Annotated in this window: 23 protein-coding genes; 10 read left to right on the forward strand and 13 right to left on the reverse strand. The window is 54.2% G+C overall.

From position 1 onward, the window contains the following. Positions 1 to 18: 18 nt before the first annotated feature. From GN111_RS16985 to GN111_RS17020, 8 genes are all read right to left on the reverse strand, one after another. Positions 19 to 480, reverse strand: a complete 462-nt coding sequence (locus GN111_RS16985; RefSeq protein WP_155304887.1) for an RrF2 family transcriptional regulator — start codon at positions 478 to 480, stop codon at positions 19 to 21. Positions 481 to 744: 264 nt separating this feature from the next. Next, positions 745 to 1,182, reverse strand: coding sequence for a 4Fe-4S dicluster domain-containing protein (locus GN111_RS16990; RefSeq protein WP_155304888.1), 438 nt, complete (start codon positions 1,180 to 1,182; stop codon positions 745 to 747). After that, positions 1,179 to 1,571 carry a flavodoxin family protein gene (locus tag GN111_RS16995; protein ID WP_155304889.1) on the reverse strand — a complete coding sequence of 131 codons (393 nt, stop codon included), beginning with the start codon at positions 1,569 to 1,571 and terminating at the stop codon, positions 1,179 to 1,181. The genes GN111_RS16990 and GN111_RS16995 overlap by 4 nt, the downstream gene beginning before the upstream one ends. A gap of 21 nt (positions 1,572 to 1,592) precedes the next feature. Next, positions 1,593 to 2,660, reverse strand: a complete 1,068-nt coding sequence (locus GN111_RS17000; RefSeq protein ID WP_155304890.1) for a DUF362 domain-containing protein — start codon at positions 2,658 to 2,660, stop codon at positions 1,593 to 1,595. Positions 2,661 to 3,069: 409 nt separating this feature from the next. Continuing rightward, entirely contained in the window at positions 3,070 to 3,990 is a 921-nt protein-coding gene (locus tag GN111_RS17005) for a nitrilase-related carbon-nitrogen hydrolase (protein WP_155304891.1), read from the reverse strand. A 353-nt stretch (positions 3,991 to 4,343) separates the two neighbouring features. Continuing rightward, positions 4,344 to 4,967, reverse strand: a complete 624-nt coding sequence (locus GN111_RS17010) for a cobalamin B12-binding domain-containing protein (protein WP_155304892.1) — start codon at positions 4,965 to 4,967, stop codon at positions 4,344 to 4,346. 19 nt (positions 4,968 to 4,986) lie between these two features. Continuing rightward, a complete protein-coding gene (locus GN111_RS17015) occupies positions 4,987 to 6,438 on the reverse strand; it encodes a trimethylamine methyltransferase family protein (protein ID WP_155304893.1) in 1,452 nt (483 codons plus the stop codon). 85 nt (positions 6,439 to 6,523) lie between these two features. Next, positions 6,524 to 7,318 carry a methyltetrahydrofolate cobalamin methyltransferase gene (locus GN111_RS17020; protein ID WP_155304894.1) on the reverse strand — a complete coding sequence of 265 codons (795 nt, stop codon included), beginning with the start codon at positions 7,316 to 7,318 and terminating at the stop codon, positions 6,524 to 6,526. Positions 7,319 to 7,668: 350 nt separating this feature from the next. Here GN111_RS17020 and GN111_RS17025 point away from each other — a divergent pair, with 350 nt between their 5' ends. Continuing rightward, a complete protein-coding gene (locus GN111_RS17025) occupies positions 7,669 to 8,562 on the forward strand; it encodes a MurR/RpiR family transcriptional regulator (protein WP_155304895.1) in 894 nt (297 codons plus the stop codon). A gap of 12 nt (positions 8,563 to 8,574) precedes the next feature. Here the strand turns inward: GN111_RS17025 and GN111_RS17030 are convergent, their stop codons facing one another. Genes GN111_RS17030 through GN111_RS17040 form a run of 3 tightly spaced genes read right to left on the reverse strand, consistent with a single transcriptional unit; the run spans position 8,575 to position 11,198 of the window. Continuing rightward, complete coding sequence (locus tag GN111_RS17030) at positions 8,575 to 9,378, reverse strand: ABC transporter ATP-binding protein (protein ID WP_155304896.1); 804 nt, start codon at positions 9,376 to 9,378, stop codon at positions 8,575 to 8,577. Further along, positions 9,366 to 10,127 (reverse strand): ABC transporter permease, encoded by a 762-nt coding sequence (locus tag GN111_RS17035; protein ID WP_155304897.1) that lies wholly within the window; start codon positions 10,125 to 10,127, stop codon positions 9,366 to 9,368. The genes GN111_RS17030 and GN111_RS17035 overlap by 13 nt, the downstream gene beginning before the upstream one ends. Before the next feature lie 60 nt (positions 10,128 to 10,187). Then, positions 10,188 to 11,198, reverse strand: a complete 1,011-nt coding sequence (locus tag GN111_RS17040) for an ABC transporter substrate-binding protein (RefSeq protein WP_231715476.1) — start codon at positions 11,196 to 11,198, stop codon at positions 10,188 to 10,190. 795 nt (positions 11,199 to 11,993) lie between these two features. Here GN111_RS17040 and GN111_RS17045 point away from each other — a divergent pair. Then, on the forward strand, positions 11,994 to 13,988 hold the full coding sequence (locus tag GN111_RS17045) for an ATP-binding protein (RefSeq protein ID WP_155304898.1): 1,995 nt from the start codon (positions 11,994 to 11,996) through the stop codon (positions 13,986 to 13,988). Then, positions 13,963 to 15,324, forward strand: a complete 1,362-nt coding sequence (locus tag GN111_RS17050) for a sigma-54-dependent transcriptional regulator (protein WP_155304899.1) — start codon at positions 13,963 to 13,965, stop codon at positions 15,322 to 15,324. The genes GN111_RS17045 and GN111_RS17050 overlap by 26 nt, the downstream gene beginning before the upstream one ends. A gap of 135 nt (positions 15,325 to 15,459) precedes the next feature. Here GN111_RS17050 and trmB read toward each other — a convergent pair whose 3' ends face one another. Beyond that, positions 15,460 to 16,119: a tRNA (guanosine(46)-N7)-methyltransferase TrmB gene (gene trmB / locus GN111_RS17055; RefSeq protein ID WP_155304900.1), complete on the reverse strand. Its 660-nt coding sequence runs from the start codon at positions 16,117 to 16,119 to the stop codon at positions 15,460 to 15,462. A gap of 181 nt (positions 16,120 to 16,300) precedes the next feature. After that, positions 16,301 to 16,744 carry a hypothetical protein gene (locus GN111_RS17060; RefSeq protein WP_155304901.1) on the reverse strand — a complete coding sequence of 148 codons (444 nt, stop codon included), beginning with the start codon at positions 16,742 to 16,744 and terminating at the stop codon, positions 16,301 to 16,303. A 251-nt stretch (positions 16,745 to 16,995) separates the two neighbouring features. Here GN111_RS17060 and GN111_RS17065 point away from each other — a divergent pair, with 251 nt between their 5' ends. The 7 genes from GN111_RS17065 to GN111_RS17095 all read left to right on the forward strand — a co-directional run bounded on the left by GN111_RS17065 (position 16,996) and on the right by GN111_RS17095 (position 24,760). Further along, entirely contained in the window at positions 16,996 to 18,291 is a 1,296-nt protein-coding gene (locus GN111_RS17065) for an FAD-dependent oxidoreductase (protein ID WP_155304902.1), read from the forward strand. Beyond that, a complete protein-coding gene (locus tag GN111_RS17070; RefSeq protein WP_155304903.1) occupies positions 18,288 to 19,061 on the forward strand; it encodes an epoxyqueuosine reductase in 774 nt (257 codons plus the stop codon). The genes GN111_RS17065 and GN111_RS17070 overlap by 4 nt, the downstream gene beginning before the upstream one ends. Positions 19,062 to 19,249: 188 nt before the next feature. Then, positions 19,250 to 20,710 (forward strand): ATP-binding protein, encoded by a 1,461-nt coding sequence (locus GN111_RS17075; protein ID WP_155304904.1) that lies wholly within the window; start codon positions 19,250 to 19,252, stop codon positions 20,708 to 20,710. An 829-nt stretch (positions 20,711 to 21,539) separates the two neighbouring features. Next, a protein-coding gene (locus GN111_RS17080) for an IS3 family transposase (RefSeq protein WP_231715477.1) occupies positions 21,540 to 22,696 on the forward strand; the annotation gives its coding sequence in 2 pieces (ribosomal slippage) (positions 21,540 to 21,798 and positions 21,798 to 22,696; 1,158 coding nt in all). A gap of 167 nt (positions 22,697 to 22,863) precedes the next feature. Continuing rightward, positions 22,864 to 23,205, forward strand: coding sequence for a hypothetical protein (locus GN111_RS17085; RefSeq protein ID WP_155304905.1), 342 nt, complete (start codon positions 22,864 to 22,866; stop codon positions 23,203 to 23,205). 108 nt (positions 23,206 to 23,313) lie between these two features. Then, positions 23,314 to 24,024, forward strand: a complete 711-nt coding sequence (locus GN111_RS17090; RefSeq protein WP_155304906.1) for an aspartate/glutamate racemase family protein — start codon at positions 23,314 to 23,316, stop codon at positions 24,022 to 24,024. Positions 24,025 to 24,082: 58 nt separating this feature from the next. Then, complete coding sequence (locus tag GN111_RS17095; protein ID WP_155304907.1) at positions 24,083 to 24,760, forward strand: lysoplasmalogenase; 678 nt, start codon at positions 24,083 to 24,085, stop codon at positions 24,758 to 24,760. The last annotated feature ends 148 nt before the right edge of the window (positions 24,761 to 24,908 follow it).

Consider the following 24,908-nt stretch of genomic DNA (forward strand, 5'->3'; position numbering starts at 1 on the left):
CTATCTTAATCAACCAGTTTAATCGACCGGTGTCGGCTGCAACAACAACGAATTTACATCAGCCTGGTTTTCCTCCTGATCGATCAGGGTCTGAATGGTGGTCTGATCGTATACGCTGTTCATGGCCTGCTCGGCCTGGTCCCACACCTGAAGGAAAACGCAACTTCCCCGGAAGGGGCAGCTTCCCCTGGACGAACAGGCGAGATTGGCCTGGGTGCCGTCTTGCCGGTCGAGCAACCGGAAAATATCCCCCACGCAAATCCGATCCGGCGGTTGAACCAGCCTGTACCCGCCGAAAAACCCCCGCTTGGAGTTGACGATTCCGGCGCGCTTCAACTGCCCCAGGATCACCTCCAGGAAACGCAGCGGGATAGACTGCGCTTCTGCAATGGCGGAGGATTTCACCGGTTGGTCACCCTTTTGTTTGGCCAGTTCGAAGATGGCGCGCAGGGCGTATTGTTTCTTTTGGGTGACCAGCATAATCGATTCCGTTCTCGTAAAGGCGCCGCCCATTGCGAAAGCTGATGGATACAGGGAAAAACGGCCTCGCAATGGGCGGCATCGTGTTGTTGTGCGGGGCAAGATACCTGCTTTAAAGGAAAAATGCAATCCTGCCACGCACTTTTTTTGGGCATTTACCCTATTTGTTTTCCAGCTTCTCCCATTCTATCGGGTCTTCGATGCGTTTTCATTTGGCGACAGCGATCCATGCAACGGAAGCGGGCGCCGCAGTCTGGCCGCCTTTCACACGAAAATCTGCGTGGGCGGCTTTTCGTTGAATTTCTCCGCCCTTTTGCGGATTTTGTCGTGCAGGACCTCAAAATTCATCGGGGAGACAATGGCCGACTCGGGACATTCACGAACGCAGTTGAAACAGTCAAAGCAGTTCACATCGAATACCGGCAGCGGATCCAGCGCCACCGCCCCCGCCGGACAGACCTGAACACAGGTTCCGCACTGGGTGCACTTCTCCTCGTCGATGGTTTTGGGTACGTTCTGCCACGGCTCGTCCAGCTTTTTCTTGACCTCGCCGCTGTCCTCCGCCGACAGGCAGTCAAGCGCGTCCAGGTACAAGGGGGACGCGTTACCTTGCGTCAGGCGATTCACCAACTCACGGATCTGACGGTCATCGTCGGCGTCCGGGTGCCCCTGCCCCACGGGGCTTTCGTCGGTCCACATCATGGAGTGTATTCCCAACACCTTGGCGGCTCCCGCCAACGAAAACCCTTGCCTTCCAGGGCCTGGCCCATCTGCCAGAGCGCAAGCCCGCTGGTGGCGCCTCCCCAGGTAACGAAAGGAACGAAAGTCGGGCCGGCGACCGACGGCAACTGGTTCAAAAACGCCATCACCGGGGGGACGGCCACGTCCCGATAGACCGGCGATCCCACGAAGAGGCAGTCCCCTTCCCCGGCCGTTTTCAGTCGATCGACAAAGGGAGCCGGATCATCCGCGGTTCCCAGGTCAAGGGTATGAACGGTGACGGAGTTCTCTTTCAGCGATGCGGCGATCACTTCGGCAACATGGCGGGTGGACCCCGCCGGAGAACAGTAGACAACAAAAGCGGTTTTCATTTCATTACTCCATCATTTTTGTCATTGCAGCACCATGGCTTTTTCCGGGCACATCTCCTGGCAGCAGAAGCAGGTCACGCAGCGCTCCATGTCCGCCACGGGCAGATCTTCGGGGATGGAGAGCGCTTCGGCCGGGCATTGCTCCACGCAGGCGCCGCAGGCCGTGCAGCGGTCCGGATCGGGCCGGGGAACGAGAACGACTTTGCTTTGGATCGTCTCCTGAACCGCGGCATTGTCATGGATCGCCTCACCGCCCAGGGGCGGGACCTTGAAATCCTTGATCACCACCAGGTTGCCGTCGATTTGGATGTCCGTCATCTGCCAACTCCCCAGCCCCGCCTCTGCGGCCTTCTGGAGAAAACGCAGCCGGCCGGGATCGAGGCCCATCATGGTAGCCACCACCGCGTCCATGGCCACGGCATTGTCCGCAGCCAGGATCATCCCGATGTCGCGAAGGTCCGGCGATGCCGGCCCGTTGCCCTCCATGCCCACCACCGCATCCATGATGAAAAGATCCGGCACCCGAAGTCCGAACACCTCCACCACCAGATCGTGGAACCGGGCCGGGTTGCCGGCGATCTTGTGCAGCCGGGCCTTCTGGGCGCCGGGCAGAATTCCGTAGCTGTTCTTGACGGCCCCGGTCATGACGGTCAGGCCGTGGGTCTTGAATTTGGGCAGACTGATGACCACATCGGCGTCGAGGATGTCCCGGGAAACGCCCACATGTTCCATGAAAGCCGGGTTGAAGGGCACGGAAACGGCATCCAGGCCGATATTGCGATAATGGCCTTTGGCCGCCGCCATGAGACCGGCTTGCTCGAAGGCCGCTTCATTGGCCCCGTAACTGAACAGGCCGGGGTTGTCGCCCACCACGATGGAAGCCGGGCTGAAGGTTTCCACCTTCTCCACCACGGCGGCCAATACGGCCGGATGGGTGACGATGCCCTCGGCGGCCTCGGACGCCCGCAGCACGTTAGGTTTGATCAGCACCTTTTTCCCCTGCAGGTCCATGGAAAAATGTGCAAACGTCTCGTCAACGGCGTCACGGGCGTTGTCGTAAGTTGCCGGACGAATCATTACGGAATGCATTTCGTTTCTCCTTTCGATCATCTTAGAATCGAGGGGGAATCATAGCGTGTTCAAAATGAATTTTCCATAAGAAAGCGGGTTGGTTCCGGGGCTAACACATTTAAAAATTCGATACCGATACCGATGAGGAATGCTTGCAACAAATGCCAACATTGCTACCTCCGAAAACAATGCACATGCCATGTTTCGATCATATGGGCCTTCTATTTGGCCCCGCCTGACATCATCGCTATCGGGATCGGGTTCGGTATCGGTATCGAGTTGTCACTCTTTGCAAATGGTAAAACAGGCCAGCGTTCCAAGTCTGAATAAAGACCCGTCTCAAGGCCAGAGGAAAAGGATGAAGGGAAAGGCGAATACCTGATGATGCCGGCCGATCCAAATGCGGCGACAACGAGGTCGGCACGGTTCAAACGTCGTCGATTTCGGGAATCCCTTTGCCGTAGAGAATGCGCCCCAGTTCCCGGTGGGTAAAGTAGGGGTCGTCGTTGCGCAGGTAGGGCAGCATGATCCGCTTCTTCCGGACCAGATCCCGGGAAAGGTCGGCAAAAATGACATCGGGATCATACAACGCAGCCGTAACGATGGGTTGGCCGAAGGGGTTGATGATTTCGCTGCCGCCCCAGAAACGATACGGATTGTCATCCACCATGGATGGTTCCGCCAGCAGGGCGCCCTCTTCGGACCGCATGTCTTCGAACGCTTCGCAGCCCACCCGGTTGGCACACAGGTTGTAGACGCCGAATACCCGCGAGTAAAACCGGTTGATGATGTTCCAGCTCTCGATGTTAGAGAATTCGTCGCCCATGGAGCCTTGGGAGGAGTTGAAGATGGTGATAAAAATATCGGCTTTCTGGGTAATGCCCAGATAGGGCAGAGATGGATGCCACAGGTCGTTGCAGACAAATGGCGCGATGGTCAGGCCTCTGTATTTGAACACCCGCACATGCTTGCCGCCCGAGAAAATCTTTCGCTCTTCGAAAACGCCGTAATTGGGCAGGTTGAGCTTGCGATAGGCAAAGAGGATTTCTCCGTCCACGGCCACCAGGGCGGAGTTGTAGAAATTCATGGCCTGGGACTCTTCGATGAACCCCACCACGGCGGCGGTTCCGCAGGTCGCTTTGGCCAGCCGCTGGATTTCAGGCGAACTCATACGCAGGGCGGCTTCATGGAAGCGTTCGCGCACGAAATAACCGGTCAGGGAAAGCTCGGGGAAAACCACCAGATTGGCCTTTTTGGCCTTGGCCGCCTGGATTTTCTCGATGGTATCTTCGAGATTTTCTTTCACGCCCAACAGCACCGGATTGGTCTGGTAGATGCAAACTTTCATGGTCACCCTCTCTCTTGATCCCCTGCAGGCCTTTCCGGCGGCGATTCGAGGCTACGTCTGTATTGTTTTACCATCAACAGGCATCCGCCGATCACCGGGCTACTGGAATGGATCGGCGGACCGGATGTGCTCCACGTATTTATTCTCCTGCATCTTACCAGGCAACGAAACGGGCGGCCAGTAAAATCCGTTTTCTCTTCAGGGCAACCGCATTTGGACCAGGTATCATAGTACGCCCCCTTACCCCGTTTCTATAGGGGCCAGGGTGACAAATTGGCTTTTCTTCAATTGCGGCTGCCCTGGTTTTCTTCTTTCCGGTGATCCGCAATTCGACTCCTGGCGGTTTACCGGCGTCAGGCGACAAGCGCCTTGACCAGCTTGACTGCCCCGGGGGCGTCGGCACTGTAACCGTCCGCGCCGATCTGGTCCGCGAAGGCCTGGGTCACCGGCGCGCCGCCGATGATCGTCTTTACGCTCATCCCCGCCTCCTTCACCGCCTTGACCGTCGTCTCCATGGCCGGCATGGTCGTGGTCAATAATGCCGACAGGGCGATGACATCGGCCTTTTTCTCCGCTGCGTTTTTCACGAATGCCTCGCTGTCCACGTCCACCCCCAGGTCGATCACGTCGAACCCGGCACCCTCCATCATCATGGACACCAGGTTCTTGCCGATGTCGTGCAAATCGCCCTTGACCGTACCGATCACTACCGTGCCCTTGCGCTGGGTATTGCCTTCGGCCAGCAGCGGCTTGAGGATGGCCAGCCCCGCCTTCATGGCCTGGGCCGCCATGAGCATTTCGGGCACGAAAAGTTCCCCGGTGCTGAACTTTTCTCCCACCTCGTCCATGGCGCCGATCAAACCGTCGTTGAGAATGGCGTTGATGTCGGTGCCTGCGTCCAGTTCCGCCTGGGTCTTGGCCGCTGCCGTGGCTTCATCGAAAGCGATTACGGCGTTGAAAATATCCTGGATGCTCATGCTCTTCTCCTCACACAGTTTATAGTAGAATGTTGAACTTTTCTCGTATGGCCTGATCGATTTCCTCGGAAATGTAAGGCGTCTCCGGCGACTCCAGGATCTTGCGGGCGATTCCCCTGGCCCGCTCGCGGGCATCCAGAGAGCCGCCCTGCTCCCATTGGTGGCGGCTTTTGCTGTCCGTTACGCCGTTACCCTGGAAGTACTCGCTGCGCATGTATTTCATGGTGTGGGGCGACATCATGAAATTGCCGGCCGGCCCGACGGTGTCGATGACATCCAGGGCCAGATGGTCGGCATCCACTTCGATGCCTTTGAGCACCTTGCAAGCCATGCCGATGATTTCGTCGTCCATCACGAATTGTTCGTGGGCCACGGTCAGCATGGATTCGAGCATGCCGGCACTGTGATGCATGTAGTTGGAGCCGCCCATGGCGCCCAGCAGGACAGTCATGGCCTTTTCCCAGCCGGCCTGGGCGTCGGGCAGCTTGGCGTCGGTCAAGCCGGCGGAATTGTAATTGGGCACCTGGATGTGGGCGGAAAGCTGATGAATGGCGGCGTTCATCATGCCGCACTCCACGCCTCCGCCCCGGTAGCCCATGGTGGCCATGTTGGCCATGCCCGGGATGCCGCCGTAGAGCAGAGGGGCGCCGGCCTGGGTCAACTGGCAGATGGTGATGCCGGCCAACTGCTCGGCATGCAGTTGGGCCAGGGTGCCGGCCATGGTCATGGGGCCGGTGGAACCGGACATGGGCGCCGCCGACAGGGCCACGGGAATGCCGCGCCGGTTGCAGGCCTGCATGATGCGGGTGGACTGGGTACACAGCTTGAGCGGTGAAATTGAAAACGAGGTGATCACCGAGATAAAGGGTTTGGCCGTAAGCTGTTCTTCTCCGCCGGCCAGCATGGCCGCCATGTCGATGATCCGGTCAAGACCCTCTTCGTCGTTGACCCCGCTCATCACATGTTTGCCTGTGGATTTGAGGCAGGCGTAAAACATGTTGACGTCGTAGTCGGCCTTGGGGATGTCCGTGGGAATGCAGGGGCGCAGAAAGAAGTGAATGTGATCCAAAGTGTCCACCAGACGGCCAAGCTGGTAAAGATCCTTGAGGGTGCTCGAGCGCGGCTGGCCGGTTTCCAGGTCCAGGATCTTAACGGCCGCCCCGCCGGTGCCCAGGTGCACCTTGTCCTCGGTCAGATCCAGGTCGTTTTTGCCGTCCCTTGCGTAAAGAACGACCCGGGACGGGGCCTTGGGTACCTGATCCTGGATCAGTTGGCGGGGAAAGCGGATGCGCCCGGCCTCGAGGTCGACGGCAGCGCCGGCGTCGGCCAGCATGCTCACCGTCTCTTCCAGACCGGTTTCGTAAGTGATCCCGGTTTTTTCCAAAATGGCCAGGGATGCGTCGTGGATGGTTTCAATGCCTTCTGGCGACAAGGGCTGGTAGATGCCGCCGTTAAGACCTTTGGAGTCCATTTTTTTCTCCTGTTAACGTCGCGTTATGGGAAACTTGCGTTTAAATGGTCCTGTCCATGAAGATAGAGGTGGATATAAATGGTACCTAATCGAACATCCCTGCCCGAAAGGCCTTGAGGTAGTTCATGCAGAAGCCGTCGCGGCCGGCCAGCGCCTCGGCGGCAATGATGGTGGCCATCATGCTGCTGTCCAACGGGTTGATGATGGCCCCGTCCAGGCCCTTGGCAATGGCCATGGTCACGAAAATCCGGTTCATGAATTTTCTGGCCGGCAGGCCGTAGCTGATGTTGGAAAGCCCGCAGGCCGTGTGGATTCCCGGAAAAGCGGCCACAATCTTCTCGATGGTGTTGATGAATTCCACCCCGAAGGTGGTGTTCACCGACACCGGCTGTACCAGCGGATCTACAAAAATGCTCTCCACAGCCACATTGTTCTTCAAAAGGCCGCCCACCAGCTCGTCGGCGATCGTCATGCGGTCGGCCACGGTTTGCGGCATGCCGGCATCGCTCATGCAAAGGGCGATCACCTTCAGGTCCGTGCCCGCGATGACGGGCAGCAGCTTTTCGTAGCGCTCCTTTTCCAGCGAAATGGAGTTGATCATGGGCGTGCCCTTGTGCACCGCCAACGCCGCCTCGATGGCTTTCGGGTCCGGGCTGTCAATGGCGCACGGTTTGTCGGTCGCCTGCTGGACGGTCTCGACCAGCCACTTGAGGTATTCGGGTTCCTTGCCCACGAAAATGCCGGCATTGACGTCGATGTAGTCCGCCCCGGCCTCGGCCTGGTCCTTGGCGACCTTGGCGATGGCCTCGGCATCCCCGGCCTCGATGGCCGCTTTGATGGCTTTCCTGCTGGCGTTGATCAGTTCTCCGATGACGATCATGTGGACATCCTCCCGGTAAACTTTAAGGGTGATGATTAATGTACAGATTATATGAAATATTTCCTTTCATATGATATTTTTTTAGTCAATAAAAAATTGCGTTTTCATTTCTATTTTAGTACAAGACAAAAGATATCGAACCATTCAACGTCGAGTCGAGCGAACATACTGAACATACAATATAAAATGCAAAATCGAAATGATGGGCGGCAACCGGGTGTCGCCTTGGAATATCCGCTGCGGTTGGTTCCTGTCGCCTTCGCGGGAAAGGGCAGGCATTGCACCCAAATTGAAAGAAAATTTTCTTTTGATTGCTTTTCAACTCTTATAGATTGATCCGGGAGGGTTCCGTGACGACGCCGCAACTGCATCCATTGATCGATAAAATCACTGCCAGCATGGATCGTCTGACGCCCAAAGGACGCATCCTGGGGGAATACATCGTTTCCGAACCGCGCAAGGCGGTGTTCATGACCACCAAAGAGCTGGCCGAAGCCTGTGAGGTCAGCGAGGCCACGGTCGTACGCTTCGTCTCCGGCATCGGGTATGACCGCTACAGCGATTTTCAACAGGACCTGCGGGATTTCGTGGATACGGAGCTGACACTGCTGGACCGCTTGGACATTGCCGATATCCAGGCACCGGGTGCCGCGCGCTTCAGAAGAACCGTCGCCGAAGAGATCGACAATCTGCAGCAACTGTACAACACCCTTGACGTGGAAACCATGCAAACGGTGGTGGATGTGTTGAATCGAAAGGCGCCGGTTCATGTCATCGGGTCGCGCCTGTCCTATACCATGGCCTATTACCTGGGCTGGACCATGACCAAGGTGCGCGACAATATCCGGATCCTGAGGGGCAGCGACCGTACGACCATCGACTGGCTGACCATCGCGCCGGCGGACAGCGTGACCGTGATCGTCGCCACGTCGCGCTACCCCAACGAATTGATCCGCCTGGGCAAACTGGTCAAGCGTCTGGGCCACACCCTGGTGGTGATCACCGACAGCACCGCCTGTCCGGTCCTTCAATTCGCCGATCATCGGTTGATCGCCCTGTCCAAGCACATTCCTTACCTGGGCAGCCCCACGCCCATGTCCTGCCTGATCAACTTTCTGGTTCACGAACTGGCCAGTCGCCAGGGAGAAATTCTCAAGGCGCATCAGGCCAAGCTGGAGCAGTCGTACTGGGAAAACGACGTCCTGTTCAACATGAAAAAGAGAACTCCCGCAACGCCGGAATAGGCATTCGCCGACCTATCCGGTTTCGACTTCCATGCTTTTCATCACTTCCGACTGCACGCTGTCCCAGATCGTCCGTTTGAGTTCCATGTACCGGCTGGAAAGCTGAACATCGGCATTGCGTGGATGAGGAAGATCGTTGACAATTTCCTGGGCGATCCGACCCGGCCTGGCGGTCATGACCACGATCCGGGAAGACAGCAGCAGGGCTTCGTCGATGGAATGGGTGATGAAAATAATCGTTTTGCGATGTTTTTCATAGATCCGGACCAGCTGCTCCTGAAGCACCTGGCGCGTCATGGCATCCAGGGCGGCGAACGGTTCGTCGAGAAGCATCACCTTGGGATTGTTTGCCAGGCTGCGGGCGATGGAGACCCGCTGCTTCATCCCTCCGGACAGGTGGTGGGGATAGCTCTTCTCGAATCCATTGAGCCCCACGATGTCGATAAATCTGGCCGCCCGTTCCAGGCGCTCGGTTTTCGGCATGCGCTTCATTTTCATGCCGAACTCGACATTCTCCTGGACCGTCTTCCACGGGAAAAGGGCATACTGCTGGAAGATCATGCCGCACTCCGGGGTGATGCCGGTCACCGCCTGGCCGTCCAGCAGGATCTTTCCACCGGTCGGTGCGTCGAAGCCGGCCACCAGGTTCAAGAGCGTGGTTTTGCCGCATCCCGATGCACCCACGATCACCAGAAACTCGCCGTCTTCGACATTCAGGGAAAGATCCTTGAGAGCGGTCACCGTTCCCCGTTTGCCGGAAAAGGTTTTGGTAACCCCCTGGATGGATATCTTATGCCCATTGGCTACCGCGTCCATGGAAGCAGCCTCCTCTCGAATTTTCTGAAAACCACGTCGATGACCATGACGGTGATGCTGATCATGACCATACCCAGCAGAACGGTGTCCGTCTGGAAGTACTCTTTGCCGTTCATGATCATGAAACCCAGGCCCTCCCTGGCGGCAACCAGTTCCGCCGAAATGATGCAGGTCCAGGCAATTCCAAGCATGACCTTCAAACCGGCAATGATCTGGGGCAGCGCCCCGGGAAGGATGACTTCGCGCATGACATCCAGTTTGGAGGCGCCGAGATTTCTCGCGGCCCGGATCAGCAGAGGATCGATCCCTTTGGTGGCCTCGATGATGTAAAGCAGCGACGGGGCAAAGGAACCCATGAAGACGATGGAGTATTTCTGGGTTTCCGTGATGCCCAGCCACAGCAGGGACAGGGGAATCCAGCTCATGGAAGGCAATGGCCGGAGCAGGGAAATCAGTGGATCGAACACCGCCATGAAGAAGCGGGACGATCCCAGAAAGATGCCGAAAGGAATCGCCACCATGCTGGAAACGATGAAGCCCACCATCACGCGCCGGGTGGAGGCCAGGGTGTGAACGACCAACTGGCCGTTGTCGATCAGCTTCATGGCCCGGGTCAGTATTTTAGACGGCGCCGGCATGAACAGCGGCTCGATGAACCCCATGCGGCAGACAAGCTCCCATGTGCCAATAAATATCAATAGGGAAACGATGCTGATGGTCAGCGATTTTGCGGTGCTGTCAACTTTCATGGGCTCCCCCCGGTGGAATGCGGGAGGGCCGGACATGGCCCTCCCCTGAGAATTATATGCTTACGGAACCATGCTCTCCGCAATCCACTGTTTGACTTTGGGCGCCTCGTCGATCTGCTGGTGTTTGACCAGAAAGTCCGCCAGTTGCTGCATACCGGTGACGAAACCGCCAGGCTGCACCATCAGGTCCTTCTGCTCGCTGCCCTTGATCCAGGTGATGTCCTTGAGCACCGTCATCTGGTCTTCCATGCTCAGGTTGGTCAGCTTGACCAGCACTTTGGCACACTCTTCGGGCTGATTGATCAGCATGTCCACCGCTTCGAAATAGCCTTTGACGAAGGCCTTGCAGGTGTTCGGGTATTTTTCGGCAAACTCCGTGCGAACCACCAGCAGGTCCGGTCCGGGTCCCAGCTTATACTTCTTGTACAGGCTGAACTCGGTGTCGTTCACCAGCATGTGGTTGCCCGGCATATTGAGCAGTTTGTTGAAATGCGGGGTCCAGGCGGAACAGGCGTCGATCTCCCCGGAACTCATGGCGGCCGGCATCTCGTTGACCTTGAGATTGAGCAGCGTGAGATCTTTTTCCGGATCCAGCCCGTTCTGTTCCAGGATGTCCAGCACGAGTACATGGGCACTGGAGGCAAAAGGAGCCGCGATGCGTTTGCCCTTGAGGTCCTTGATGGTCTTGATGTCTTTTTTGGCGATGATGCCTTCGACCGTAGCATAGGAATCCTGGGTACCGAAGGCCATGAACCCCTTGCTGCCGGAAGCCATCAGGGCGATCGCGGAAATGCTTCCCGTGGATGCCACATCCAGATCCCCCGCAACCAGCGACCCCATTCGTCCGGAGGAGGCATAAAAATTCTGGAACAGCACGCCCAGGCCGTGCTCTTTGAACAGCCCCTTTTCGATGCCGACCCAGGCCGGGTAGTGCCCCAGCCAGGAAGAGCCGCCATAGATGACGGTCACCTTTTCGGGTTTATCGGCGGCATGCACCGCGAGGACGCTTACGGCCAGAACCAGGACGGCGCCCAGAACCAACGTTTTTTTCAACATACCGGTCATTTTCATTTCCTCCTCCTTTAGCGATGGATGGGTTGGTGATTTCCGTATGAAGCGATGCGACCGGACGAAACGTCCGATGGCGGGGGACGCAGGCTTCTTCAAATCGGATTGGGAACGATAAAGATCAACATTTGTGCCAGAAAAATGATTCGCTGTATAAACGATTCGTTATGCATAATCCGGTGTCTTATGCGGAACAAGGGGGGCTTTCAGGTGTGCGGTGGACCGCACAAATTTGATTGGGGTGCGGGAAACGGCACAGGGTTGCCGTGTTTGGATGGTTTGACAATAATCGCAGCAGGACGGATATAATGCATTCCGATCGTCCTTCGCGGTCAACGGTACTAAGTGCCTATCCGGAAATAGGCAGCATTGATGAAATCTCAAAAAGTCGAACTTTGTCCATTGATGTCATTCCCGCGTAGTGCGGGCGCACGCAGTGAAGCCTTAGCGCTATCCATTGTTTTCAGAGGCTTATAGATTCCCGCCGCCGCGGGAATGACATGTCTGGTGACTTTTTGCACGACTGTCAGTATTTCTGGACAGCACTTTTTAACAGCCTAAAGTAGGCGATTGTCGAGCTTGCCGCAGATTCAAGGCAGCCGCCGTGGCGCTATAGTCGGCTATGCGCCGTGGCAGCTAACATTGAAGATGCGGTGAGATCGGCAATCCCGAAGGGTTTTGGCTTTTGAGTCGAAAAAATGCAAACAAACTCCTGAAATTATGACGTTCGTCTATTTTTCGAAAAAGGCGAAACGCCTACTTTAGGAACAGGTCTGCAGATTGCATAGAATACAAACAATGAACCCCATGAGCGCTCCCAACAATTTGAACGCCCGCCGGCCCCCTTGGCTCTGCAGCCTGCTGGTATGGCTGGTTCTGGCGCTGCCGGCGACGGCCGCGGCCCAGAAGCATCTGCGGATCGGCGTTCCCATGGGGTTCCCCCCGTTCTCCTATCAGGATGAGGGCGAGAGCGAGGTCCGCGGATACAGCGTGGACGTTCTGAATATCCTGAGCGCCGAACTTTCGACCGAACCGCGCTTCCTGGTGGGAAGGAACGAGGACCTTCTGCGGGCGTTGCAGGACGGCGAGCTGGACCTCGTCGTCGGAATTGCCCTGACCGAGAGCCAACGCCAGGATTTCAGCACCCTGGAAATTCTCATCTATGTCAAACGGTACCTGTTTGTCCACCACCCCGACAAAGCCGCGGACCGCACCTCTCAAAACGCCATCAAGAGCGTCATCGTCAGGGATCAACCCTACGTAACGTCAATCATCGGGGACAACGGAAACGATTTCATTCAGGCACGAACCGTCAAGGAGGCCCTGATGATCGTCAATTCCGGGCAGGCGCGGGAATTTGTCGATTATTCGGACCAGATGGCGACCTATCTGATCGGTAAATTCGGACTGCAAAACGTTCGCCAGGCCGGAGTTCGCATGGGACGCTTCCCGTTTACCATGATCATTGCCAAAAATAATGAGCCCTTGAATTCCGGATTGAGCAAGGCATTGGGCCAGGCGATCAAAAGCGGCCAGCTTGGCCAGGTCCGTGAAAAATGGTTGGGAAAAAGCTATGCATCCTATTTGTGGCAGCGCTTCGCGCCCCTGGTCGTCCTGATTGCCGGCACTGTCGCCGCCCTTGGCCTGCTCCTGGTTTTATGGCACATCGCCCTGACAAGAAAAGTCGCTCAAGTCACCAACCGGCTCAGGGTGTCCGAAGAGCGCCACCGCCAGTTGATCGAATCGTCGCCGGATATGGTCCTTTTGATCAACAAGACGGGGTTGATCCGGTTGGCCAACCAGAGCGCCGTCGACAAATTGCAGATCCCCCGGGATCAACTGCTGGCCAGCAACCTGAAAACGATGGTATTGCCCAAAGACAAAGAAAAGTTCGATGACTTTTTGGATACGCTGTTTTCCAAGCAAATCGCGTCGTTGGAAACCAAACTGACCAATTTCAACGGCCGCAGAATCCACGCCGAATTCGTGGCCGCCAGGCTTCGCCGCAGCATTGAAGAGGAGCGGCTGGCCTGCTGTTTTGCCCGGGACCTGACCAAACGCAAACTGATGGAACGGGAGCTGATCGCTTCCGAACGCCTGGCCACCATCGGAAAAATCGCCGCCGGCGTCGCCCACGAGGTCAACAATCCCATCGGCATCATCCTGGCCCATGCGGAAGATATGATCAGCGGCGAACTGGACGATGAAGAAAGCCGGGAAAGCCTGACAGCCATCCGGCGCAATGCGCTTCGGGCCGGAAACATCACGCGGGCTTTGCTGGACCAGGCCTCTTCGGGCGTGTCCAGCCGGACAGACTTGGACATTTCCGCCCTGCTGGAAGAGTGTCTGCATTTTTTAAAACCCCGGTTGAAGAAAATTTCCCTGATCCGCCATTTAAAAACGGAGCGATACTGGACGCAAGGCGACTGGAATCAACTGCAGCAGGTTTTTATCAACCTCTTTCTCAACGCGATCGAAAGCATGTCGGGCGCCGGTATCATCCGGGTAAGTTTGGATCGCGTCGACAGAAACGGTGCAGGGTGGCACCGCATTCGGATCGAGGACAGCGGTAAAGGAATTCCCGCCCACCAGCGCCGGCGAATCTTCGACCCTTTTTATACGGAAGGCAAATCCCAGGGCGTGGGTTTGGGTCTTTTCGTGGTCGCTAAAATCGTTGGAAGCCATGGCGGGCGCGTTTTTGCCGATGACAGCGAGCTGGGAGGAGGCACCATCAACGTCGAGCTTCCCGTCAACGTGGAGGAACAGAATGGAAACCCGTCTACTGATCGTTGAAGATGAACCGGAAATGCTGCTGTTTCTGAAACGGTTCTTTTTGCGCAAAGGGTATTCGGTCACCGCGGTGCCCAGCGCGGAAGAGGCTTGGAACGCGCTGACCGAAACCGAATACGACCTGGTGATTTCCGATTTGCTGCTGGAAGGCATGAGCGGGATGGACCTGTTGAAGAAAATTCGCGCCATAGACAAAGACCTTCCGTTCATCATCATCACCGGGGCGGGAACCATCGAGAGTGCGGTGGAGGCGATCAAGGTCGGGGCCTTTCACTATGTCACCAAGCCCTTCAAACGGGAAGATCTGGAATTCATGGCCCAGCGGGCCGTTGAGTTCGGGATGATGCATCGCCGGCTTTCCAAAATCGACCGGGAGGAAGAAAACGCCTGCGAGAATCTTCTCATCATCGGCGAAAGCCGGCAGATGAAGAAGATCATGACGATTGTCGAGAAGGTCTCCGCCTCGGACACCTCGGTGCTCATTCAGGGGGAGACCGGGACCGGGAAAAACGTGCTGGCCAGGCATATCCATTTTCTCAGCCATCGAAGCGACGGCCCGTTTGTTACCATCGACTGCGGTGCGATTCCGGAAAATCTTCTCGAAAGCGAATTGTTCGGCCACGTCAAAGGGGCCTTCACCGGTGCCATCCGGGCCAAACGGGGGCTGCTGGAAGAGGCTCACGGAGGAACGGTTTTCCTTGACGAGATCGGCGAGCTGCCACCCCAGACCCAGGTAAAGCTGCTGCGCGCCATCCAGGAACTGGAGATCCGTCCGGTGGGTGGGAACCAACCGATCAAAATCGAAGTCCGCTTTATCTCGGCAACGAACCGCGACCTGAAGAAGGAGGTCGATTCAGGCGGTTTCCGTGAGGATCTCTACTATCGGCTCTCTTTGATCCCACTGCATCTTCCGCCCCTGAGAGAGCGTCGGGAAGACCTGCTTCAATTCGTGGGGCAGTTCGTGCGCGAATTCAACCAGCGCCACAACAAAAACGTAACCCAGTTGAGCCCGACCGTTTTGCGGAAAATCATGGAGCTCCCCTGGAAGGGAAACATTCGGGAGTTGAAAAACGTTATCGAAAGAGCCGTTTTGCTGTCCGACGGATCGCTGATCGATTCCGAATGTTTCGGTGCCGGCGGCATGGACAGGGACATTGCCGGGGAGGACAGCTCCTGCGAGCCCGTGCTGTTGAAAAAGGCTGTTGAAGAAGCGGAGAAAAATGCCATTCGCAGGGCATTGCGACTGGCGGAGGGCAATCGTTCCAAAGCAGCCGTGGTTCTGGGGATCGGCCGCAGGACGCTTTACGATAAAATCGCATATTATCGTCTGGAAGCTTGATGAACTCGTAATAAGTCCCAAGCTCGTCATGCCGGACTTGATAAGCCTGCCCTGGACTTGATCCGGGGGCATCCGGAACATATTGAAATGGCTGGATAGCGCTAAAGTTTCACTGCGCCCGCCCACCTCTTTTTTTCATCCCAGCGTGAAAGCCAGGTAGCGGATGGCCGCCCCCCGCGACAGGGCGGCGCGCTCGTAAGCGGAAACAGCCCCGGCGGTATCCGGAGCATCCGGGCCGCCGTCGTAAACATTTTCCGATATGGCCGTCACCCGGCCGCCCCAACGTTTAACCGAATCGCAGGAAAAGCCAAAAAACCGCTGACAGTCCGTCTTCAAATGCACGCTGCCGCCGGGAACGAGCAGGTTGGCGTAATCGTCCAGAAACGGTGCGGCGGTCAGCCGCTGCATGGACTTGCGATTCTTCCAAAGCGGGTCCGGAAAGGTCAGCCAGATTTCATCGATGGAATGCGGCTGAAAAAACTCCCGGATGCGCTCCACGTGTGTTCGCAGAAAGAAAACATTGCTGAGCCCCTGGGCAAGGGCCTTTTCCGCGCCAACACACATGCGATGACTTTTGTAGTCCACACCCACGCACAGTTTTTGCGGACTGGCTGCGGCAAACGCCAGGCTGTGCTCTCCCTTGCCGCAGCCCAGTTCGAGGATGCGCTGCATGCCCGCATAGCGGGGATGGTGCCAGGGGAAAGCCTGCGGGGATGGCGTTGTTTCCTCCTCGGCCAGGGTCACGTTGGGCAGATGTCGGACGCGTTCGAATTTCTGGAGTTTGTTTTTCGGCATTTCAACGGCTTCTATGGAAATGATATCTGCTCGGGGACGGTTTTGCGTGGGAGCGGCTTCCAGCCGCGATTCGGTCGGCAATCATCGCGGCTGGAAGCCGCTCCCACGAATCCACTACTTCCTTTCGGGTGTGTGGCCATGGATAGACTGAAAAATACTTTTTAACGAAACCCGAATATTCTTATTCGCCACCCCCAAACCACCGTTGCCAAAACCCCTTCTTCTTGCCCTTCCCCTTTTCGGCAGCCTGTTGAACCCCTTTCGGGGGCTCCGACTTTTTCCCTCCGCTATTCTCTTTCACTCTTTCTCTATCCCGGTCTCTGTCCCTGTTCTTGTTTTTCCCGGCTTCGTCACCGTAATATTGCTGGTTATTATTTTTTTGCGGTTGTTCGTATCCGGTCTGGTCCCTGTTTTGACCTTTGCCCTGCCCCTTGTTTTTGGCCCATGCGGGACCGGCTAAACAAAAAATGAAAACAAAAAGAACGACCCAGAATTTTTTCATATCCCTCTCCTTTGAAACGGGTTCCATCTGTTGGATATTTGACGTCTGTGCCGAAATTGTCAACTCAAAATGGTTCACGCCCTTTGTTCTTGTTTCGCAAGAATCAAAATGGTACCCAAACATTGATATTTCTCAGCCACAATATGCCTTTTCCTGCTCTGAAAGATGATAGTTTCGTAAAAAGTCGAACCTGGCACATGGTTGTTATGGTATGGGCGAAAATTTTTTCGCCCTTACGAACCCTGCGGATTGCCTCCGCGGGAAATGACCTGCCTGATGACTTTTTGCGAGTCTGATTGTTATTGTGGAAGTCGCAACACGTTGATTCTCATTGATCTCGCTATCTGTTAGCGCTTGCGAAATGGAGACAATCAATGCCCCAACCCACCTATGATGCCATTGTTATCGGCACGGGCCCCGGCGGTGCGACCGTGGCCCGGGAGATGAGCCGCCGCAACAAGCGTGTCCTGATGCTGGAAAGGGGGCCGGGCGGCCCCATCCGCGGAAACCTCCGCCAGTACATCGTCGAACAGTGCGTGCCGGGCAAAAGCCTTTTGATCACCGAACAGGGCCTGGCCATGGTCCGGGCGATGACCGTGGGCGGCAGTTCTCTTTTCTATTATGCCACAGCCTTTCCGGTTCCGTTCGATATGCTGGAGCGCCAGGGCATCGACATCCGGGACGAGGTAGCCGAGGCCCGCCGGGAACTGCCCATTGCCCCGCTCAAGGAAGAGATGATCACCCCTGCGGCCGGCCGCATCATGGAAGCGGCCAGGGACCTGGGCTACCCGTGGAACCCGCTGGACAAAATCATGTACCAGGATCGCTGGAAGCCGGAATTTCCCTTCGGCTATTACGGGGACCCCCACGGCGTGAAGTGGAGCAGCCGCATGTTCGTCCGCGAAGCGCAGCGCAATGGCGCGGACTTGGCGGCACGGGCGCGGGTGACAAGGGTTATCGTCGAAAAGGGCGCCGCCGTCGGGGTGGAATACCTGCAAAAAGGCGCTCTAAAAAAAGCCTTCGCCGAACGGGTAATCGTTTCCGCGGGCGGCATCGGCTCGCCGGCGATTCTTCGGAAAAGCGGGATTCGCGGCGTGGGCCGGGATTTCTTCTTTGATCCCCTGGTCACCGTTTGCGGCGAATGCGCCGAAGGCCAAATCAAGCAGGGCAACGAGATCCCCATGTCCACGGGCTGCCACATGGAGGAGGAAGGCTACGTTATGACGGACATGGCCGTGCCCGATATTCTGGACAACCTGTTTGCCGCCGGGGTGCTGCGACCGAAAGGTTGCTTCCGATCCAGCCGGACCCTGCGCATCATGGTCAAGGCCCGGGACGACCTGGGCGGCCGGGTAACTGCAGGGGAAGGCATCCGCAAAAAACTGAGTGCTACGGACCGTCGAAAACTTCTCCGGGGGGCGGAACGGGCCAAAAGCATCCTGGAGCGGGCCGGTGCCAGGAACATTTACCGGACCGGGTATCTGGCCGCCCACCCCGGCGGAACGGTCAAGATCGGAGAACATCTGGATGCCCGGCTCTCCACGCGCATCGACCGGCTGCACGTTTGCGACTGCTCGGTGATCCCAGAGCCCTGGGGCCTGCCCCCGACCCTCACCCTGATCGGCTTAGGTAAGCATCTGGCCAGGGTACTTTGCGGAGAAAAAAAGTGAAGGAAAACGTCATCAAGACGATTATTGCAGCCGTCGAGGAAGGCAACCGGACGGCCGGTCAACAACCCATCTGGCAGAAGCCCATCTTGGGCTTTGCCGATGCCCGCGATCCGCTGTTCGGCGAACTGAAAAAAGCGGTGCGGTCAACCCATGCCCTGCCCGAGAATCTGCTGCCCGGAGCCCGCACGGTGATCGCCTATTTTCTGCCCTTCGACCGTGCCATTGGACGCTCCAATCATCGCGGCGAATTCGGCTCGGACGCCTGGGCGCAGGCTTATGTTGAGACCAACCGCCTGATCGCCACGATCAACGAAAAGATCAACGACCTGCTGGAAACGGAAGGCTTCAGCGGCACCCGCCTGCCGGCTACCCACAATTTTGACAAGGAACAGCTCATGAGCGACTGGTCCCACAAGCATGTGGCTTTCATTGCCGGGCTCGGCAGTTTCGGCCGCCACCACATGCTGATTACCGACAAAGGCTGCTGCGGCCGCATCGGCAGCGTAGTGACCGACTCGACGATTCCGGCCACCCCGCGCAGCGGACAGGAGCGCTGCCTGTTCAAAGCCGACGGCTCCTGCGGCAAATGTTTAGAGCGCTGCCCGATCCTGGCCCTGAAGGATGACGCCTATGACCGCCACGCCTGCTACGACCGCCTGATGGAAAACGCCAGCATGTACGAACGCTACGGCCTGGCCGACGTTTGCGGCAAATGCGCCGCCATTGTTCCCTGCGCTTTTTGCGACCCGGTGAAGCGGGCGGCGGGGTGAAAAACTACCGGGTAGCAAAAGCCACCGTAAAATGAAACGGCACTGGACGTCCACTTGGCTGCGGTAGTGCCTCGCCGGTTCGCCCCACCAGCAAAATTGATCGATCACCCAGGGGTTAAGATCAATCCATTGACATTAACCGCTGTTGTGATATTCTAAGATCAATGTGTTGATCTTAGGTGAGTTTAATGAAAAATATTACAACAAATCAGGTTGTTAGAAGGCTCGAAATAGAAAATCCATGGTGGCGGGATGGATGTATCCCACGAATATTCAAAACATTCAAACACAGAGCATATCTGGAGCTATTTTACCCTCTTGTTGAATCAAGAAAAATCCGCAGAGCCAATGTATTGATGGGACCCAGACGTGTTGGCAAAACCGTATTGATCCATCATGCCATTCAGAATTTAATTGAAGCGGATATTCCTCCAAAGCGAATTGCTTATTTTTCCGTTGACCACCCAATCTATAACGGGCTTTCCCTTGAATCTTTCCTGGACATTTTTTCGCAGGCAACCGGGATCGATTATTTAGAGGATGAATGCTTTATTTTTTTCGATGAGATCCAATATCTGAAAAATTGGGAAATCCACCTGAAAGCGATTGTTGACAGATTTCCGAATCTGAAATGCACCGTTTCCGGTTCCGCAGCGGCAGCGCTGAAATTAAAGAGCCACGAATCGGGTGCCGGAAGATTCACCGATTTTCTATTGCCGCCGCTAACATTTCATGAATACTTGGATTTGTTGGGCAAAAACGAACTGGTTGTTTCCTCTAACGCAAATCATGACCTCTCTTTGTTCACAACGAACAACATTGAAGAATTAAATATTAATTTTATCCACTATTTAAATTTTGGGGGGTATCCGGAGGTCATTTTCTCCGAAGAAATTCAGGCAGATCCGGGAAGATTCATAAAAAACGACATCATCGATAAAGTTTTATTGCGCGATCTTCCCGGTTTATACGGAGTGCAGGACATCCAGGAGTTGAACTATCTCTTTACCACCTTGGCGTTTAATACCTCCAATGAAGTATCTCTTGAAGAGCTGTCAAAAGGCTCCGGTGTCGCCAAAAACACCATTAAAAAATATATCGAATATTTGGAAGCCGCATTTCTTATCAGAACCGTGCACAGAGTGGATCGAACCGCGAAGCGGTTTAAAAGAGCCAATTTCTTTAAAGTTTATCTGACGAATCCATCGATTCGAAGCGCTTTGTTTTCTCCCATAACCAATGAAGACCCTGCCATGGGTGAAGTGTCTGAAACAGCGGTTTTCTCCCAGTGGTTTCATTCCGACATCCTTCTCCATTACGCAAGGTGGAAAAATGGTGAAGTCGATATGGTGAATATCGGCAAAGAGCAACGGGTTAAGTGGGCCATTGAAGTGAAGTGGACGGATCGATTCTATAGAAAGCCAGCGGAACTCAAAAGTCTGGTTCAATTTTGCCACGCAAATCACCTTGGCCATGCAACCGTGACCACGAGGTCGAAAAGAGGCACCACAATCATGGAAAATATACGGTTCGATTTTATTCCAACCAGCCTATATTGCTACACAGTGGGTCAAAATCTGATTAAAGGAAAGCAGCCTAAGAATGCCTTGAATTCGCAAACAAAATCCTTTAGGGTAATTTCTCAATAATATTCTATCCTTTGTTACCTCTTTTCGTATTGATCTATATTTATCGGTTTTCGTAATTTTGGGGCCAATTAACCGCCATCGTAAGCCTCGCAATTGATGAACGCGTATAAGGCCCCAGGCTCGTCATGCCGGACTTGATCCGGTATCCAGAACATATAGAAATTAGAATCAGTCCATTGACATTAACTGGATGCAAGCCCTGGGTATCTCGATAAATCTTCTGAAGGGTTTACTTGAACCCAAAGTAAGCGATTGTTGAGCTTGCCGCAGATTCAAGGCGGCCGTCGTGGCGCTATAGTTGGCTATGCGCCGCTGCGGCCAACGCCGAAGATGCGGTGAGATCGGCAATCCCGCAGGGTTTCGCCTTTTGAGAGGAAAAACACCGACAAGCTTCTGAAATCATAGCCTTCATAAATTTTTCGAAAAAGGAGAAACGCCTACTTTGGGTTAAATTCACAGCGTAGTGGATGGGTTTATCCCTGCCTCTGATAAACAAGCGCGGATGAACCGCACCCCTGATACATCGGAGCAGCAAGACCGATTCCAAATGCGTCTACCCTGCCCCAAGGCATTTATCCCCTTGAATTCGCAAACGAAATCGTTTAGGGTAATTTCTCGTAAAAGTCCTATCCTTTGTTTTTCTGTTCGTATCGATCCATATTTGTCGGTTTTCGTAATTTTGGGGCCACTTGACCGCTCTGGCTATCCAGTTTTTGGGTGCAAGGTCACCGTCCAAATTCCATCCATTAGACGCCAGTAGGTGGATCATCTCAAAAAAGTGGACACACCGAACAGCCAAGTTGTATGAGGCAACAGGAGGTGTTCCACCATGGGAAAACGATTTGACAAAGAATTTAAAATCGAAGCGGTGCGACTGGCTTCGGAGCCAGGCAACACACAGTCCGAAATCGAACGCGACCTTGGCATCAGCCAAGGCATCATCAGTCGCTGGAAACGCGAGTTGCGTAATGATGGCGACCAGGCGTTTCCAGGTAAAGGCCGCCTCAAGCCAGACGACGATGAGTTGCGGCGTCTCAAGCGTGAAAACGAGCGACTTCGGCAGGAACGTGACATCTTAAAAAAAGCCGTGGCCATCTTCTCGGAGGACCCGAACAGATATTCGGGTTCATAGACGGGCACCGCACTCTTTGGAGTGTTGAGAAGATGTGCCGGGTTCTTTCGGTGTCTCGCAGCGGTTATTACCATTGGCGCAACCGTCCCGAGAGCAAACGGGCGATTGAGAATCGGCGCCTGGACGTTCACATCAAGGCCATTTTCAACAGACATAAAAGGCGCTGTGGCAGTCCGAAAATCACGGATGAACTCAACGACATGGGATTTCCAGTCAGCAAAAACCGGGTTGCCCGCAGAATGAAGGAAATGGGGCTGCGTTCGATCTATCGGCGCAAATATCGGACGACCACCGATTCGAAGCACTCCTATCCGGTCGCGAAGAATCTGTTGCAGCGCGATTTTACGGCGGACGGCCCTGATAAGACGTGGGTGTCGGATATCACCTATATCGCTACCGCACGTGGCTGGCTCTACCTGACGGTCTTTATCGATCTGTTTTCCCGTATGGTGGTCGGCTGGGCGCTGAGCAGTTCTTTGAGCACGGAAATGGTGCTTACAGCGCTTGCCCGCGGGATCCGCAAGCGTCGCCCCGGTCCCGGATTGATTATCCATTCGGATCGCGGGGTTCAGTATGCGTGCAAGGATTTTCGAAAAGTGTTGAATAAGCATGGTTTCGTTCAAAGCATGAGTCGCAAGGGCAACTGCTGGGACAACGCGGTGGCCGAGTCTTTTTTCGGCATCATCAAATCGGAATTGATTCACCATGAACGCTTCAAGGGGCCTCAAGACACCTTGAGGGCAATATTCGAGTACATTGAGATCTATTACAATCGGAAACGCAAACATTCTACATTGGGCTACAAAACCCCAGCCCAATTCGAACAGACCATGAAATCAGCAGTTTGCTTTTAACCGTGTCTACTTTTTTGGGGAAAGTCCAAGGTTTGCAGCAACCCCAGGTTGATGAGGTGCGATTGGTTCCGAATGAGCCGCGGAGGGGTCGATATTAAAACAGGAGAAATTAAAACCTGTACAACGCAAAGTTAATTCCAAACCAGCAAAGGCGAAAGGATTTGGTCATGAAAAGAAGAGTCGGTCTTATTTTTGTGGTTGTATTGGCGCTTATTCCATGTATTGGAGGTGCGATTTTTTCTCCATCCCAGTCCCTGGCTCGAAGTGTAGTGCCCATAGAAGGGAGTAGTTTCGATATTTCTTTACCCCTAATTGATAATCTCAAGATCTATATGGGAAAAAATGTTTTTATCCATTTAAAATCTGGGAAGACCTTGCAAGGGAATGTAAAGGCCGTCGGAAACAATCTTGTCCACTTGGAAAAACTGACTGGCAAGGATTTTTACGATGCACTAATAAATATCGAGGAAATCAACGCGATAGAAGCGAAATTCAGGGAAATGAAATAGGCGGGAAAACGACCTTAATTATCTCAATATACAGGTTTATTTTTCAGCACATGCATTTGATTGGTTCAATTGCTTAGATACTGAGAGACGTCCCTAAATTTATCTGCCATGGATCAACTGAAGAAAAAAATTGGAATAGTTGGTGGGTTAAGCCCCGAATCAACGGTAAGCTACTATCTGTATATCACACGTAATTACGCCGAACGATATGGAAATTACGACTATCCTGAAATCATTATATATAGTGTAAATTTGGAAAATTACCACAAATGGCGGCGTATAAACAGATGGGACCTCATTATTGATGATCTTGTCTCCTGTTTTCAAAAGCTAAAGAACGCTGGTGCAGATTTTGGCCTGATTGCAACAAATACGATGCATAAGGTATTCAAGCAAGTTGCAGATATTGTTGATCTTCCTCTAATCAATATAATAGACGAAACAGCACTCAGAGCGAGAGAACTTGGACTAAACAGGCTTGGCCTTCTCGGCACGAAATACACAATGAGCGATGGTTTCTACCAGGAAAGATTATCAAAATTCGATATTGATTCCCTGGTTCCAAACGCTGATCAGCAAGAAGTGATTCATAAGATTATCGTTGAGGAGTTGGTAAGGGGCCAATTTTTAGAGAAATCAAAAAATAGAACGATTGAGATCATTCAAGATTTGGTTTCAAGAGGTGCCAAGGGTATTATTTTGGGATGCACTGAGATACCATTGCTGGTCAAAAAAGAAGATTGTGACATCCAGCTTCTTGATACAGCAATAATCCATTCCGAAGCTGCCCTTAGAGCTGCTATTAATAAAAATACCTAAGCCAACGTCATAGTGATCCAAGAGGTCAAGCCTGCCTTTGTTGGAGTAGAACTGAAAAATGACCAGAACAAGCAAAATCTTCTATCTTATATTTTTCAGTTTCGCCGTGATCTTCATTGCCACGTTGCATATGCGGCCCTATCCCTTTGTCTATCTCGTTAAGGCGGTGCCTATTTATAGCCTGGCGGCATTGGCCTTTTTGAACATTCCCGGATTACGCGGCAAACTGATAGGGTTGGGTCTGGTTTTTTCCGGGGTCGGCGATATCGTTTTAGAGCTTGCAGGGGATTCGCTTTTTGCCGTGGGACTTGGGGCCTTTTTAACAGCTCATCTGTTTTATATTGCCGCTTTCACGAAAGGCATCCGGTTTAAAGGAGCGCGTGGCATGGTCGCCGCGGCCATAATGGTTTATGGCTGTTTAATCGGATTTGTCATGGTACCGAATCTTGGTGATATGCTTGTGCCGGTGTTGGCTTATCTGCTGGTTATCGTGGCCATGGGGGTATTGGCTGCTTTAGGCGGCGTCAATCATTGGTTGGTGGTTGCGGGTGCCTGCCTGTTTATTGCCTCCGATTCCCTCATCGCCGTCAACCGTTTTATTGCTCCTGTGCCCAACTCCGGCTTATTAATCATGGCGACCTATTACCCAGCTCAGCTTTTAATAACAGCCGGTGCATCGCTGCATGGATTCGGCTTTGTGCAAAATTTGGGGACACCAAGGCAACTATCCCTATAATTTGAATTTTAGCCCTGAAAATCGCAATATAGCACCTTTTCAGGCCTAGTTTCTCCACATTTTTATTTTATTCCATGTAGTTGAGCTGGGCGTCCTGGAGTGATGCTGGAAAAGGCAACATTTGTTCACATTGTTGCCAAAATGGCCC

Origin of the sequence: Desulfosarcina widdelii (genome assembly GCF_009688965.1) — a bacterium.
GTDB lineage: Bacteria > Desulfobacterota > Desulfobacteria > Desulfobacterales > Desulfosarcinaceae > Desulfosarcina > Desulfosarcina widdelii.

What these genes read in the sequence shown, in the direction of transcription:
- GN111_RS17030 (WP_155304896.1), bottom strand. Translation starts at nt 9,378, where the DNA reads ATGGACGCGGTAGCCAATGGGCATAAGATATCCATCCAGGGGGTTACC.
- GN111_RS17035 (WP_155304897.1), bottom strand. Translation starts at nt 10,127, where the DNA reads ATGAAAGTTGACAGCACCGCAAAATCGCTGACCATCAGCATCGTTTCC.
- GN111_RS17090 (WP_155304906.1), top strand. Translation starts at nt 23,314, where the DNA reads ATGGATCAACTGAAGAAAAAAATTGGAATAGTTGGTGGGTTAAGCCCC.
- GN111_RS17085 (WP_155304905.1), top strand. Translation starts at nt 22,864, where the DNA reads ATGAAAAGAAGAGTCGGTCTTATTTTTGTGGTTGTATTGGCGCTTATT.
- GN111_RS17005 (WP_155304891.1), bottom strand. Translation starts at nt 3,990, where the DNA reads ATGAAAGTTTGCATCTACCAGACCAATCCGGTGCTGTTGGGCGTGAAA.
- GN111_RS17045 (WP_155304898.1), top strand. Translation starts at nt 11,994, where the DNA reads ATGAACCCCATGAGCGCTCCCAACAATTTGAACGCCCGCCGGCCCCCT.
- GN111_RS17015 (WP_155304893.1), bottom strand. Translation starts at nt 6,438, where the DNA reads ATGGACTCCAAAGGTCTTAACGGCGGCATCTACCAGCCCTTGTCGCCA.
- GN111_RS17075 (WP_155304904.1), top strand. Translation starts at nt 19,250, where the DNA reads ATGAAAAATATTACAACAAATCAGGTTGTTAGAAGGCTCGAAATAGAA.
- GN111_RS17060 (WP_155304901.1), bottom strand. Translation starts at nt 16,744, where the DNA reads ATGTTTGGGTACCATTTTGATTCTTGCGAAACAAGAACAAAGGGCGTG.
- GN111_RS17095 (WP_155304907.1), top strand. Translation starts at nt 24,083, where the DNA reads ATGACCAGAACAAGCAAAATCTTCTATCTTATATTTTTCAGTTTCGCC.
- GN111_RS17000 (WP_155304890.1), bottom strand. Translation starts at nt 2,660, where the DNA reads ATGCATTCCGTAATGATTCGTCCGGCAACTTACGACAACGCCCGTGAC.
- GN111_RS16995 (WP_155304889.1), bottom strand. Translation starts at nt 1,571, where the DNA reads ATGAAAACCGCTTTTGTTGTCTACTGTTCTCCGGCGGGGTCCACCCGC.
- trmB (WP_155304900.1), bottom strand. Translation starts at nt 16,119, where the DNA reads ATGCCGAAAAACAAACTCCAGAAATTCGAACGCGTCCGACATCTGCCC.
- GN111_RS16990 (WP_155304888.1), bottom strand. Translation starts at nt 1,182, where the DNA reads ATGATGTGGACCGACGAAAGCCCCGTGGGGCAGGGGCACCCGGACGCC.
- GN111_RS17040 (WP_231715476.1), bottom strand. Translation starts at nt 11,198, where the DNA reads ATGAAAATGACCGGTATGTTGAAAAAAACGTTGGTTCTGGGCGCCGTC.
- GN111_RS16985 (WP_155304887.1), bottom strand. Translation starts at nt 480, where the DNA reads ATGCTGGTCACCCAAAAGAAACAATACGCCCTGCGCGCCATCTTCGAA.
- GN111_RS17065 (WP_155304902.1), top strand. Translation starts at nt 16,996, where the DNA reads ATGCCCCAACCCACCTATGATGCCATTGTTATCGGCACGGGCCCCGGC.
- GN111_RS17020 (WP_155304894.1), bottom strand. Translation starts at nt 7,318, where the DNA reads ATGATCGTCATCGGAGAACTGATCAACGCCAGCAGGAAAGCCATCAAA.
- GN111_RS17050 (WP_155304899.1), top strand. Translation starts at nt 13,963, where the DNA reads ATGGAAACCCGTCTACTGATCGTTGAAGATGAACCGGAAATGCTGCTG.
- GN111_RS17010 (WP_155304892.1), bottom strand. Translation starts at nt 4,967, where the DNA reads ATGAGCATCCAGGATATTTTCAACGCCGTAATCGCTTTCGATGAAGCC.